Below are 13,261 nucleotides of genomic sequence, written 5' to 3' on the forward strand. Positions count from 1 at the left end.
GAAAACCCTCCCGAAAAGGAGGGCTGGCATTATTGATTCAATATTTTTTCCACACGCTCCCGCATCTGCGGAACGCTCAATCCGATAATCACCTGAAACGCCTTCCCGTTTCTGACGACGCCGTGTGAGCCAAGCGCTCGGAACACGCTGTCGGGCTCAACCTTTGTTTCATCCTTGACGCTGACTCTGAGGCGGGTGGCGCAGTTTGTCACTTCAGTGATGTTGTCTTTTCCGCCCAGCGCTTCAATATACAGAAAAGCGGTGTCATCTGCCGCTTCAACAGCGGAGGCCGTTTCATCCTTGTTTTTTCTTTCTCTGTATTCCTTTTTCGAATACAGCTTTGTTTCCTGCTGATCATCCTTTTCCCGTCCCGGTGTGGCGATATTGAATTTGAGAATTAAAAATCGGAAGACGAAAAAATAAATAGCTGTAAAAGAAAGCCCGATCAAAATTTGATACACATACGTCATACCGTGGCTGCCAAAGAGCGGAATCCAGTTCAAGGTCACCGCTTCGATCAGCCCGCCACCCATGTTTCCGACGACACCGGCCATATACATGGCTGTCGACATCGTTGCAGCCAGTACGGCGTGAACCGCAAATAAGAAAGGAGAAATGAATAAGAAAGTGAACTCAATCGGCTCTGTAATACCGGCGACAATCGCCGTCAGCGTGACAGGAATCAGCAGCCCTGCGACTAGTTTTTTCTTTTCCTTTTTGGCTGTGACATAAAACGCCAGGGCGATGCCCGGAATGCCGAAGATTTTCGAGTTGCCGTGGAGCGCGAATCCGCCTTGCGGGAAGAGCTCCTTCAGCGGTTTTGCGCTTTGCGAATATTCGCCGAGATGCTGTGCCCAATACGTGACGATTCCACCTTCCGCTACAGCAGGCCCGTAAATAAACGGCGTGTAAATAAAGTGATGTAGACCGGTCGGAATCAAAATCCGTTCCAAAAACGTGTAAATCCAAACGCCCACCGCCCCGGAAGCAACCAGGAAGCTTTGAAGCGATCCGATTCCCGCTTGAACCATTGGCCAAATATAAGACACGGCCAAGGCGATCGGGATCATAATGAAGAAGGAAATCATCACGATATACGTTGAGCCTTGAAAGATGCCGAGAAAATCGGGCAGTTTTTTATCAAAATAACGATTATGCAAAAAGACGACAATCGAAGAAATAAAGATGGCTCCGATAATGTTGGTATCGAGCGTTTTGATGCCTGCGATCATCGTTAACCCGCTCGTTCCGCCGACCTCTTGGTTCATGTCGACGCCAAATGCCCCTCCCCATACCGTCAAGATCGAGCTGACAAAGTAATTGAACGTCAAGTAAACCGTAAGCGCTTCCAAACAAGCGCGCGCCTGAGCTTTCTTCGCCAAAGCAACCGGGATGCCGATGGCGAATAAGAGCGGCATTTGATTAAATACTGTCCAGCCGCCCTGCTCAATGATATACCAGCACTGATACCAAAACCCATCAGGATCGGCAAGCGGGCCCATGATGGTTTTATTTTTAAAAAGCGTACTGACACCGACGATAATGCCAGCGAACGCGAATAATAGAACAGGTACAAACATCGCGCTTCCAAAGCGCTGGATTTTTTGCATCATACCAGAACCCCCTGCTACTCAATGTCATTTTTTTCTGCCTCTTTGTAATCAACATATGCGCGGAACAATGCTTCGCCAACGAGAAAGAACGGTGCAAAAGCGACAATTTCCGTTTTATCGCTTAATGTCACAGGTTTGCTTGTCGCATAAAGATTATGCGGAGTCAGCTGGGCGAGGACATTGTTTTTTAAATTCGTAATGGAAATAAAGGGAATACCCTTTGCAGAAAGCATTCTTGCCTGAGGAATCAGCTCCGGTGTTTCTCCGGAAAGAGAAATGATGATAAACAGATCGTTTACTTTAAAATCATCGCGCATCAGATTAAATTCATTTCTGTCTTCAATCAAAATGAGATACCGATGGCGCGGAATAAACATTCTTTGCAGATCACGGGCGCATATCTTTTGCGCATTTCCTGATCCGTACACGAAAATGCGGTCGGCTTCATCAATCAGCTGGCACATATCTGTCATGTCCTTTGTCCTTAAGAACTTCAGATTTGATTCAATATCATCAAGCAGCTTTTGAAAACTCATACTCTCGCCTTCTTCCGGCTGATCTTCCCACTTTAAAAAAACGCGAAATTCACTGTAGCCGCTGAAACCGAGCTTTTGGGCAAGCCGCAAAATCGAGGAACGCGATACGCTGCAAGCTTTGGCCAACGCATCGATTCCAAGGGTGTAGCACGTGTGCTTGTGATTCAATATATATTTTAAAATATGAAAATCGTTGTCATTTAATTTGCCGTAGTGCTGATTAATCAGTTCGTCTAGCTTCATATCAGATCCCCCCATTTTCTTTCTATTATATACAATAACAGATTCGAAAACGGGGGGTATTTCAGTTATGAAATGCGGGTTGGGCTTTGATCAAGCTCAGGCCAGAAGTCTTTGTTGGCCTCAATTAAATCCTCGAGAATCAGCCTTGCCACACGTGCGTTTGGCACAGTTTTTGACAGGATCAGCGCCTGCCACAGCTTTTGGAACGATTTCTCCGCCCACGCTTCAACAGTCAGTTTCTCAACGGATACCTGCTGCTCCATCAGCCCTTTTTGGAATTGCGGAATGGTGCCGACGGTGATCGGTTCAGGCCCATTTGAGCCGACAATACACGGCACCTCGACCATCGCAGCTGGGTCAAAGTTCGCAATCGCTCCGTTATTTTCAACGATCAAGAGCATTCTTTCACCTGTGTTGAAGGCAATCGCCCGGGCTAGATCAACAATATATGATGCGTGATCATCGATTTTGATTTCGCTGTTTTCCGAGGACTGCTCGCGTGTGATCATGTCACATTGGCTGAAAATAAAGGCTTCGCGCCCTTCCATCACTTCGTTTGCCCGCGTATGATTCGGATTTGATTTTTTCACCATATCATCCGGGAACAAGTAATATTGCAAATACGTATTCGGCAGTGTGTCAGGATCTGCGGCCTGTACGTCACGCGCTTTTGCGAACGTGTCATTCCAGCTCGCCTCGACAGCTTCAGCCTCCGTCTTCGGAATGTACCCGTATTGAGATACATGCTCCTTCAGCTTCGGCATTAAATCATTGCCCTCTTGATCCTGAATCGATGTCCACCAGCCGAAATGATTTAATCCGTAATAGCGGACCTTCATTTCTTTTCTTGAGGACAGGCCGAGAATTTGCGCCATCCGGTCTTCGATTCCAACCGGCATATCACAGATGTTCAGAATTTTCGAATTCGGTCTGAGGCGTCTTGTTGCTTCGGCTACAATTGCCGCCGGGTTGGAGTAATTGAGCATCCACGCATCAGGCGAATATGTTTCCATGTAATCTAATATTTCAAGCACGCCGCCAATCGAACGCATGCCGTATGCGATGCCGCCCGGCCCGCATGTCTCCTGGCCGACAACTCCGTACTTCAGCGGAATTTGCTCATCCAGCGCACGCATCGCGTATTTCCCTACCCTGATGTGCGCCATGACAAAGTCGACATCTGTAAAAGCTTCTTCCGGGTCAGTCGTCGCTGTAAATTCAATTTCCGGCGCTTTTTCTCTGATAAAAACGTCACAGGCGCCTGCTATGCGATCCTGTCTCTCCTTATCATTATCATACAGCTTCAGCTTTCTGATCGGAAACTCCTCCAAATGGTCCAAGAGCATCAGTACGATCCCTGGAGTGAAAGTGCTCCCTCCGCCCGCTATTACGATTGAGAATGATTTTTTCTTCATATGACGACCTCCTTGATAACGTTTACATTTCATTTATACCATGTGAAGGCCCGTCCCGTAACACGTTTGGCGCACTTAGATCATTTGATCAATTTTAGTGTTTTTTCCCACAAAGCGGGAAATTTCTCATTTACCTTACGTCTGGGAGATTTGGTTTTTTTACCTTTTTTGTAATCTTAAAGTCTCACCTACTGTGAAATTTAAGTGAATATACGCCCTTCCATTTCTTATGAAAAGGTTCTTTTGTACGATTCGGATACATGCCGAATTATTTATAATCATTTATATAAAACATCCATTTGTGCGTGAATTTAGAAAAGGCAGGGGACAAAAGTTGGACTCATATAAAGTCATTGAGCTGGCAAACAAGTACAGTGCGGCCGCAGAAGAGGTCAGAAGCTCCAAAATGCTGCTTGAATCCCGGTTATCTGCATTAGGGGATGCTTGGCAGGGAAAAGCAAGAGATTCGTTCGACCAGGATTTCGAGGAAACGAAAGCCGCCTACGATCAATTCGAACAGGAGCTGCTTGAAACAAGCCAGGAGCTAAAGGCAGCCGCCGTCAAAATAGAAGAACGAAAAGCTGAAATTGCCAGAATGGAAGAACTGGAACGTAAAGCAAGAGAGGAAAGACATAAACTCAGGGGGTGAATGGTGTGTCAGGAAACATTGCAGTTGATCCGGATAAACTCGAACAGCTGGCAAATGATGTAGTCACTGAATTAACCGATATGGAAAGCAAATATAAGGACCTGCATTTGGAGCTGGGGCAGATGATTTTACAATGCGATCCCCGCTACAGCAGCTGTTTTTCCGGAGTCGGCGATGCGTGGAGCTCAGGAAAAGCGCTCGTCACCAAGCTGAGTGACAATGAGATTTTCATCAGAAAAACGGGCGATAAATTTGTTGAACAAGATGATATTCTGCGAAAGCTCTATCATGCTTACGACAAATACGGAACGATGACTAGCTTAACCGCCCTTATGCTGACACAAGGAAAATACTACGGATTAGGGCTTACGAAATTTGTGAAACAGCCAAGCGGTTTGCATACCGCCCGGCACTCAAAACTTCTATTGGATATTTCCAGAGCCGTTGACAGCTCACGTTATCAAAAAGCGGCTAGAGTGCTTATGAATCCTAAATATTTGTTTAAAAAGACAAACCGGCCATTTTCAGATTTGGTACATAAAAAGTTTACAAAGTACTTCCCTCAGGATACGGTCGATTTTTCAAACAGCGTCAGAAGCTACACAAGAGGATTTCTTAATGAAGCCGGCGTACGCTCAACTTTGAAGGATGTCGGAAAAACGGGCTTGAAATTCGCAAAAGGAAATGCCATTACCGCCACACTGATCACCGGTGCGACCGAAACGTTCGGAGCGGGCTTGAAAATTGCTGAAAATTACGCGAAATACCAAGACAAACCCGAAGTTCTCAAGCGTGAAAACGCCAAGGCCGTCGGGAATGCTGTGAATAACACTATTTTCATCGCAGGAGGAGCTACGGCAGGCGCTGTCGTCGGCGGTGCCCTTGGAAGTGTGTTAGGCCCTGTTGGTACAGTAGTCGGAGGCACAATCGGATCAGCCGTAGGAGGTTTTGTTGGGGAAAAAATCGCAAAATTCACATCAGGCTTTGCTGAAAAAGCGGCGATAAAGCTGAAAGAACCGATTCACGCTGTCGTCGATACAGCCAAGAAAGGGCTGGAATCAGCCGGCAAAGTCGTCAAATCAGTGAATGACGGCATAGATGCGGCGAATAAAACGATACATAAAGGGATAGACAGTGCGAAAAAAGGAATGGAAAAAGCAAAGAAAACAGCAGACTCGCTTATACACGGCGCAACCCATTTCCTTAAAGGGAAACTTTCATTTGGATAGGAGAATAATCAATGAAGCAGTTTACGATCAGCATAGAGGAACTCTTATTTTGTTTTTACAGCGAAGGGTTTTTTGAACAGGGAATGGCCTTGAAGCAGGCCTATTTTCCGGAAATAGAAGATGAGCAGCTCGGTGCTTTGTTCGAAGCGGCATGCCGCTCACTTTTGGCCAAAGATGCGGCGGAATACCGTAATCATCAATACCGATTAAAGGACGAGTACTGCCCGTTTATCCACGTATTAAACGACGCGGATTATACAGTGAAACTGTCCAAATTTGATGAACAAGGCAAAGAACAGAATGTGTCCTGCCACGTTTCTAAGTTCGGCACTTACTCTCATGAACTTCTGTTTGATGAACAGGTGCATAGCATCAAAAAAATGGATTCAAGTGACGGATTACTTTCTAAAACATCCGAGTTTTTAAATGTAATAGATGCTGAGGATAACAAAGAATCAATTATTACTCTGACATCAACTGAATTTGAATTGCTTCTGGAAGGTGCTTCTGACACTCCCACATATCTGAAAGAGTTTCTCGTTAAGTATGAACATCAAGAGGATATTACCCGATTCGTAAATGATCTGGCTTCACGAAAAGGGAAAATGGATACGCTGATGCGCCTTGTTTATGACAAAGACAACTCGCCGGAAGTGGCTGACATGGCTTTCGTCTTGCCTGGCAGCCGTCATACTTGGCTGGTAACAGGTATCACTCAAAATGAATTTTCTATCGTACCAGCAAATAAAGATGTGGTAAAAGGAATACTTTTTTGCTAAAGAGCGATAAAGGAGAATAGCAATTGAAAAACAATGAAGTAATTAAGGTCAAGAGTAGAATGTTTTTTAGAATATGGCTGTTCCTCGCCACAGGGGGCGCTTTTATTGCAGGAGTGTGGCTGGTGTCTGAAGCTCTCACATTTGAATCTAAGTATGCCCTGCTTTATTTGGGCGGAGGATTAATGGCGATTGTTTATGGATTAATCACATTTTTTATGGCTTTTCCGGCGTTCACAAGCCGGGGAAATGTCATTTTCAGCGTAAAGACTGGGCCTGATGGCGAGATCTTCTCGAGAAAGCGCAGCGTGCTGTTTTCTGAGGTAAAACGGATTTATATGGGACGGCATCATTACAGTTTGAAAGGGATCTTTTTTGAGGATATTATCATCGAGAAAACAAACGGCAAAGTCGTTCGCATCCCTACCTGGAACATTATCGCGAATCCGTTGTTTTTTGAAGCGGTTGAACGCTATATCCTCCCCCATCTGAATGAAGAGGCGAAAAGCAACTGGATCAGCCAATTTACGGAGATTCAGCGCAGCGCGTATTTAAAGGAATTTGAGAATCATCCAAAGCTTTAACAGCACTCCTCCTTTATAATGAAAGAGAAAAGCAAGTTGAGGAGTGCGCGTGATGCTGATTACCATTCTTTTATTTCTCGCGGCGGGGCTTGCCGAAATTGGCGGCGGGTATTTGGTTTGGCTGTGGCTGAGAGAGGCAAAGCCAGTCGGCTATGGCATCGCCGGAGCGCTGATCCTGATTGTCTACGGCATTCTTCCGACGTTTCAGTCCTTCCCTTCCTTCGGCCGTGTATACGCCGCTTATGGCGGGGTATTCATCGTGCTTGCGCTTCTATGGGGATGGCTTGTCGACCGGAAAACACCTGATCTGTATGACTCGATCGGTGCATTCATTTGTTTTATCGGCGTCTGTGTGATTTTATTTGCCCCGCGCGGATAACAAAATGGCCTGCTTATGAAGCGGGCCATTTTTGTTTAATCCTCTTTTAAGTTGGTCAGCTGTACTTCATGCTCTTGCTCAGGTTCGTCCAGCGGATAGATTCTCGCTGTTCCGTTTTCTTCATTCACGTGCTGAATGTAAATAGGAACGCCGTTATATGTTACTTTCTTCATGTCGGGAGATTCTACAATTTCTTTCGCCCTTTGACTATTCATTCTAACACCCTCCTTCATACATAACGTTTCCATTTCTTGAAAGAAGTATGCTTTATGATTCAGCGGACAAGTTGAATTTTTTCAGCCGTTTGTAGAAAGTGCTCCGGGGGATCCCACTGATTTTGGCGGCTTGAGAAACGTTTCCTTTTGCGGATTCAAGCGCTTTGATAATGATATCTTTTTGGATTTGCTCACGAAGGGTCAGCGCGCCGGCAGCAGCCGGCTTTTTTTCCGCCGGGATGATCGGCAGTCCTGCAGCTTCCAGTAAAGCGGTAAGCGGCTCATCCCTAAGCCGGCCGTCCGGAAATCTGATGGAAAGACGTTCAAACACATTAAACAGCTCGCGAATATTCCCCGGCCACCTCCATTGCTTCAGCATATCCAAAAAAGCAGGGGGAAGTTCGCCAGGCCAATGATTCTTCTGTTTGTAGTACTGGAAAAGATCCGGAATATCTTCGGGGCGTTCGCGTAAAGGAGGCAGCTCAATCGGATAGACATGAAGACGGTAAAACAAGTCCTCTCTGATTTTCCCGCTTTCGGCAAGCTCGCGCAAATCACAATGTGTGGCGGCAATGACTCTGATATCAACCGGAATTTCTTTCGTTCCGCCGACCGGCGTAATCTTGCGTTCCTGAAGCACCCGCAAAAGCGCAACCTGCATCGAGTGGGAAATTTCTCCGATCTCATCTAAAAATAAGGTGCCTTGATTCGCCTTTTGAAAGGCGCCTTTGTAGCCGCTTCGTTTCGCTCCCGTAAAAGCGCCCTCCGCATAGCCAAACAGCTCGCTTTCAATCAAATCAGACGGGATCGCTCCGCAATTGACAGCAACAAACGGGCCGTGCCGCCGCTCGCTGTTCTCATGAAGTGCGCGGGCCGCGACTTCCTTCCCCGTACCAGTTTCGCCCGACAGACAGACCGTTGCATCCGCCGCTGCCGCTCGTTCAAGGCTCTTCAGCATAGCTTGCGATCGGCCGCTTTGCCCGATAACTCCGTTGAATCGAAACGCCGTCTTTTTCTTTTGTTCCGCGAGATAAAAACAAGTGCCGCCATCCCCCATAGTGACGGCTTTTTCAATTGAAAAGCCCCGTTCCTTCAATTCATACAGGTGCCTGCCCTGCCAATCCGGCATTGAGGTACGAATCGCTTCACTCGCGCTGATGATATGCTGTTTGGCATTGCAGAGCACCATCGGCACACGGGATGCAGCTCTATCCGCAAAACGGCTGATCAGCTCCAGCTCTTTCTCACGGCTTTTAGCTGCCAGTTCCCGTTCCGCGGCATAGGCAATCGCCGTAGCAATACCGAGCATATGAGGATGCGCGCCTGCTGCCGGACACGATATGTCAATCACACCTGCAAGACTGCCATCCTCATGGTGAATCGGAGCGGCTGAACAGTTCCATTGATGGGAAGCGATAGAGTAATGTTCTGATCCTTGTAGCGCAACAGGTTCGCTAATGTGAAGCGCCGTGCCAATCGCATTTGTCCCAACAGCCGTTTCCGTCCAGCATGCGCCTTCAACAAAGTTAATGCGTTTGGCTTCATAAAGCGCGCGGGGATGGCCGTCCAATGCCAGAACAACGCCGTCTGAATCAATTAACAGCGCCATCATTTCCATTTCTTTTATGGCAGGCAGCAGTTTTTCGAGGTAAGGCTGTGCGGTCGTCAGGAAGAATGAATGCTTTTTTGACTGGTGATCCAGCTCGGTTTGCTGTAAAACCTTCGGGCCTTTTTCTAAATAAGGATTGACCTCAGCTTTTTTGCAGCGATGCCATGACTCGGCGATCCGTTTTCTTAATCGGGCTTCGTCAAGCACACCGTCTTTCACAAAACGTTTCCAGGTTTGCAAATCGTTTGGGATCGAATTCATTTCCTTGATCGCTCCTCCCTTACACGCCGTTTTCATCTATTGTAGGGGAAAAATAAAGCGCTTTCAACAAGAAAAAAGCAGACGCCTTGTATCCCTGCGCCTGCTTTTTCCCGTGTTACGCATGCACTGCAAGCCCAATCGTGCTTAACAGCGCCTCGTGCAATGTTTCCGACAGTGTCGGGTGGGCGGCGATAAAATGCTCCGCCATATCAGCGGTCATCTCACCATTCATGATCGCAGCCGCCTGGCCGATGAGTTCGGTCACATCAGGACCAATCATTGAAACACCGACGATTTCGCCGAATTCCGGTTCTGCCACGATTTTGATCTTTCCTTCCGCTTGCTGTTTAATGAGCGCCTTGCCGTTTGCGGAAAAAGGAAATTCGCCAATCTTCACATCCCCGTATACGCTTCTTGCCTGTTGTTCTGTCATCCCGATGCACGCGATTTCCGGTGATGTATAGATGCAGCGGGGCACATGTTTCTCATTGATTTTGACATCCCTTCCGGAAGCATGAGAAGCAGCGATGATGCCCTCATGGAAAGCTGCATGCGCCAGCTGAATGCCTCCGATTGCGTCTCCGCACGCATAAATATGAGGCACGTTCGTCTGCATATGCCCGTTTACCGAAATGCCTTTTGGAGAAAAATCAACTCCGGCCTGCTCCAGCTGTAATCCGTCAAGACGGGGTTTTCTGCCGACCGCCACCAGTACATAATCAGCCTTCGTTTTAAACTCCCGCTGCCCGCTTTTCCATATTGCTGTTTTGGCCGTTTGATCCACCCGCTCTAACCTGGATGAAGTATGCACTTCAACACCGTCTTCCTCGAGCTTCTCCTGAAAGAGACGGGCAATCTCTTCATCTTCAGCTGGGATCAGCTGGCCGGCTGTTTCAATGATGGTCACCTTCGATCCCAGTCTGGCAAACAGCCCGGCATACTCACACCCGATGACACCGCCGCCGACAATGACAAGTGAAGACGGAATCTCAGAAAGGGAAAGCGCGTCCTTGCTGTCGATGATCCATTCGCCGTCAAACGGGGCGAATGGCAGCTCGATCGGCTCTGATCCGGAAGCAATCAATACTTGATCTGCTTCTCTGATTTCTTTTCCGCTCTCTCCTTCTATCAAGAGCTTTCTGTCAGAAAGAAAGGAGGCCGTCCCCTTCACAACCTGTATTTGATTTTTCTTCATTAAATACTGAACGCCCTGGACAAGCTGTCTGACAACCTGTTGTTTTCGGTTTTGCATTTTACTCCAATCGACCGATATCGCACCAGGCGGAAGTTCGATTCCAAAGTGGTCGGCATGCTTGATTTTATCAAGAACGTTTGCGCTTTCTAACAAAGACTTCGTCGGGATGCAGCCTTCATTCAGGCAGGTTCCCCCAAGCGGGCCTTTGTCAATCAGCAGCACGTTTCTGCCCTGCTGTGCCGCGGAGACCGCAGCCGCATAGCCTGCAGGTCCGCCGCCGATAATGGCTAGTGTCATGTCATTTTCACCTGCTTTTCCTATAAAATTAATGCTGCCGGTTCTTCTAAATATGTTTTAATCGCCTTCAGAAAGGCAGCGGCAGGGGCGCCGTCACATGCTCTGTGATCAAATGTCAGGCTGAGCGGCAGGATCGTGCTTCTGACAATCTCCTCCCCTTGATACACCGGCGTGTCATAGCTTGCTCCGATGCCGAGAATCCCTGTTTCCGGCGGATTTAATATCGGCGTGAAATGCTCGACTCCAAAAGCGCCAAGATTTGTAATGGAGAAGGTTGAGCCTTGCAGTTCTTCGCTTCCCGCCCGTCCCTCGCGTGCTTTTTTGGCATTTTCTGAGATGGATTGAGCCAGTTCGATCAGCGACTGCTTTTCAGCATGGCGAATCACAGGCACAACTAATCCATTTTCCAAGGCCACAGCCATTCCGAGGTGCACATGAGGATGTGTGATGATGCGTTCATTTTTATAAAAGCTGTTTAGCACAGGATGAGCTTGCAGGGCGAGAACGGCGGCTCTTGAGACAAAATGAGTCATCGTCAGCTTTGTGCCGTACCGTTCTTCCGCAGTTGGCGAAAGCTGATTTTGAAGGGCTGTCAGCTTGGTGATATCAGCCTTCATCGTAATCGTCAGCTGCGCGCTGTTTGCCAGGCTTTCCTGCATTCGGGCCGCGATGACTTTTCTCATGCCTGTCACTGGGGTTTCCTGCGCTTTCTGCTCAGAAACCGGCTCAGCCTGATCTTTTTTCTGTTCAGCAAGCGCCTTTATAACGTCGTCCTTCACGATTCGCCCGCCTGGTCCAGTGCCTTTCAGCTGTTTCAGGTCTAATCCCGCTTTTTCCGCTATTTTTCTGGCGACTGGAGATATCTTGATTCGTTCTTTTTTGGCGGCTGCGGGTTTGTTTTCTTGTTTGACGGGCTGGACGGCTAGCGGCGCGCTATCTTCCGAAGCAGGCTCTTTCGCCTCTTCCTGCACCGATTCATTGGCGTCCCCGATGTAGCAGATCGCTGTGCCGGGCGGAACCTCTTCTCCCTCTTTCACTTTGATATCGATCAGCGTTCCTTTTTCAGGCGCCTCGATTTCCATTTCAATTTTCTCCGATTGAATGCTGGCAATGCTTTCTCCCTTTTCAACCGGGTCACCTACTTTTTTATTCCATATCGATACTTCCCCTTGTTTCATGGCCATTCCCAATTTTGGCATCACTACTTTTACCGCCATTTGTGTCCCCCCTTTAATTCATTGCCGGCTCGCCAAGCAATTCAAGCGTGACGCTGACAATTTGATCTGGTGTCGGCAAATATTGATCTTCAAGCACTGGCGAAAACGGCACTGGTGTATGCGGCGCTGTAATTCGTTTAATCGGCGCATCAAGCAAATCGAAGCCCTTGTCGGCAACAATCGCAGCTATATCCGTGGCAATGCTGCATCGCGGATTGGCTTCATCAATGATGATCAGCCGGTTTGTTTTTTCCAACGATGTGAAAATCGCTTCCTCATCCAGAGGAGACAGACTGCGGGGATCAAGCACCTCGGCTTCGATGCCTTTTTCTGAGAGATTCGCCGCCGCTTCAAGCGCGGTATTGACCTGCTTGCCGACTGCAAACAGCGTGATATCGCCGCCTTCGCGTTTGATGTCCGCCTTTCCGAGCGGGATTGTATAATAATCTTCCGGCACCTCGCCCTTCATGTTGTAGGACGTTTTGTCTTCAAAAAAGAACACCGGGTCATTGTCTTCTATTGCTGCAAGCAGCAGGCCTTTGGCGTCATATGGATTGGACGGAACGACCGTCTTCAATCCCGGGATGCTGGTGAAAAGGCCATACAGTGCCTGTGAATGCTGGGCAGCGGCCCGGAACCCTGCTCCGTAGGTGGTGCGGACGGTAATCGGCACTTGCGCTTTTCCGCCGAACATATAGCGGAATTTCGCCCCTTGGTTGATCACCTGGTCAAAGCACGTGCCGATAAAATCATTAAACATCAGCTCCGCAATCGGCCTCAGCCCGGTTGATGCCGCAGCCATAGCCGCCCCCATATAGCCCGCCTCAGAAATCGGTGTGTCCAGCACTCTTGTGCGGCCGAATTCCTGTACAAGCCCCTTTGTGACCCCTAATACGCCGCCCCATGCTTCATCATCCTGCAAATGATCAACCGCCGCTCCCCCGGCGACATCTTCACCGATCAAAAGCACATTTTCGTCTCTTCTCATCGCAAGCTTCATCGCTTCATTGATCGCGTCTGACATGCTTATGACTCTCGCCATC

General features: G+C 48.1%; 13 protein-coding genes. 5 read left to right on the forward strand and 8 right to left on the reverse strand.

What is annotated here, in order from left to right; genetic code table 11:
- Positions 1-29 precede the first annotated feature (29 nt).
- From malP to glvA, 3 genes are all read right to left on the reverse strand, one after another.
- Positions 30-1,613: a PTS maltose transporter subunit IIBC gene (gene malP / locus BSI_RS07440; RefSeq protein ID WP_003239779.1), complete on the reverse strand. Its 1,584-nt coding sequence runs from the start codon at positions 1,611-1,613 to the stop codon at positions 30-32.
- Between the two features lie 14 nt (positions 1,614-1,627).
- Entirely contained in the window at positions 1,628-2,392 is a 765-nt protein-coding gene (glvR, locus tag BSI_RS07435; RefSeq protein WP_003239782.1) for a MurR/RpiR family transcriptional regulator GlvR, read from the reverse strand.
- A 65-nt stretch (positions 2,393-2,457) separates the two neighbouring features.
- Positions 2,458-3,807: a maltose-6'-phosphate glucosidase gene (glvA, locus tag BSI_RS07430; RefSeq protein WP_003239784.1), complete on the reverse strand. Its 1,350-nt coding sequence runs from the start codon at positions 3,805-3,807 to the stop codon at positions 2,458-2,460.
- Between the two features lie 334 nt (positions 3,808-4,141).
- On the opposite strand from glvA, the gene BSI_RS07425 reads away from it, so the two are divergent.
- Genes BSI_RS07425 through BSI_RS07405 form a run of 5 tightly spaced genes read left to right on the forward strand, consistent with a single transcriptional unit; the run spans position 4,142 to position 7,424 of the window.
- Complete coding sequence (locus tag BSI_RS07425; protein WP_003239785.1) at positions 4,142-4,456, forward strand: WXG100 family type VII secretion target; 315 nt, start codon at positions 4,142-4,144, stop codon at positions 4,454-4,456.
- A 5-nt stretch (positions 4,457-4,461) separates the two neighbouring features.
- Positions 4,462-5,685, forward strand: coding sequence for a YfjB-related protein (locus BSI_RS07420; RefSeq protein WP_003239786.1), 1,224 nt, complete (start codon positions 4,462-4,464; stop codon positions 5,683-5,685).
- 11 nt (positions 5,686-5,696) lie between these two features.
- Positions 5,697-6,464 (forward strand): YfjC family protein, encoded by a 768-nt coding sequence (locus BSI_RS07415; protein WP_003239789.1) that lies wholly within the window; start codon positions 5,697-5,699, stop codon positions 6,462-6,464.
- A gap of 23 nt (positions 6,465-6,487) precedes the next feature.
- Complete coding sequence (locus tag BSI_RS07410) at positions 6,488-7,045, forward strand: YfjD family protein (RefSeq protein WP_003239791.1); 558 nt, start codon at positions 6,488-6,490, stop codon at positions 7,043-7,045.
- Between the two features lie 49 nt (positions 7,046-7,094).
- Positions 7,095-7,424 (forward strand): YnfA family protein, encoded by a 330-nt coding sequence (locus BSI_RS07405; protein WP_080030863.1) that lies wholly within the window; start codon positions 7,095-7,097, stop codon positions 7,422-7,424.
- Between the two features lie 35 nt (positions 7,425-7,459).
- On the opposite strand, the gene BSI_RS07400 is transcribed toward BSI_RS07405, so the two are convergent.
- From BSI_RS07400 to acoB, 5 genes are all read right to left on the reverse strand, one after another.
- Positions 7,460-7,639, reverse strand: coding sequence for a small acid-soluble spore protein H (locus BSI_RS07400; RefSeq protein ID WP_003239795.1), 180 nt, complete (start codon positions 7,637-7,639; stop codon positions 7,460-7,462).
- Positions 7,640-7,691: 52 nt separating this feature from the next.
- Complete coding sequence (gene acoR, locus BSI_RS07395) at positions 7,692-9,509, reverse strand: acetoin dehydrogenase operon transcriptional activator AcoR (RefSeq protein ID WP_032732196.1); 1,818 nt, start codon at positions 9,507-9,509, stop codon at positions 7,692-7,694.
- Positions 9,510-9,624: 115 nt separating this feature from the next.
- Complete coding sequence (acoL, locus tag BSI_RS07390) at positions 9,625-11,001, reverse strand: acetoin dehydrogenase complex dihydrolipoyl dehydrogenase (protein WP_003239797.1); 1,377 nt, start codon at positions 10,999-11,001, stop codon at positions 9,625-9,627.
- A 20-nt stretch (positions 11,002-11,021) separates the two neighbouring features.
- Positions 11,022-12,218 carry an acetoin dehydrogenase complex dihydrolipoyllysine-residue acetyltransferase gene (acoC, locus tag BSI_RS07385; RefSeq protein WP_003239798.1) on the reverse strand — a complete coding sequence of 399 codons (1,197 nt, stop codon included), beginning with the start codon at positions 12,216-12,218 and terminating at the stop codon, positions 11,022-11,024.
- Positions 12,219-12,231: 13 nt separating this feature from the next.
- Positions 12,232-13,260, reverse strand: coding sequence for an acetoin:2,6-dichlorophenolindophenol oxidoreductase subunit beta (gene acoB, locus BSI_RS07380; RefSeq protein WP_003239799.1), 1,029 nt, complete (start codon positions 13,258-13,260; stop codon positions 12,232-12,234).
- Position 13,261: the final 1 nt, after the last annotated feature.

Source organism: Bacillus inaquosorum KCTC 13429 (assembly GCF_000332645.1).
GTDB classification, from domain to species: domain Bacteria; phylum Bacillota; class Bacilli; order Bacillales; family Bacillaceae; genus Bacillus; species Bacillus inaquosorum.

Bases quoted from the DNA above. Each gene is read 5' to 3' on its own strand.
- malP (WP_003239779.1), bottom strand. From the start codon at position 1,613: ATGATGCAAAAAATCCAGCGCTTTGGAAGCGCGATGTTTGTACCTGTT.
- glvR (WP_003239782.1), bottom strand. From the start codon at position 2,392: ATGAAGCTAGACGAACTGATTAATCAGCACTACGGCAAATTAAATGAC.
- glvA (WP_003239784.1), bottom strand. From the start codon at position 3,807: ATGAAGAAAAAATCATTCTCAATCGTAATAGCGGGCGGAGGGAGCACT.
- BSI_RS07415 (WP_003239789.1), top strand. From the start codon at position 5,697: ATGAAGCAGTTTACGATCAGCATAGAGGAACTCTTATTTTGTTTTTAC.
- BSI_RS07400 (WP_003239795.1), bottom strand. From the start codon at position 7,639: ATGAATAGTCAAAGGGCGAAAGAAATTGTAGAATCTCCCGACATGAAG.
- acoR (WP_032732196.1), bottom strand. From the start codon at position 9,509: ATGAATTCGATCCCAAACGATTTGCAAACCTGGAAACGTTTTGTGAAA.
- acoL (WP_003239797.1), bottom strand. From the start codon at position 11,001: ATGACACTAGCCATTATCGGCGGCGGACCTGCAGGCTATGCGGCTGCG.
- acoC (WP_003239798.1), bottom strand. From the start codon at position 12,218: ATGGCGGTAAAAGTAGTGATGCCAAAATTGGGAATGGCCATGAAACAA.
- acoB (WP_003239799.1), bottom strand. From the start codon at position 13,260: ATGGCGAGAGTCATAAGCATGTCAGACGCGATCAATGAAGCGATGAAG.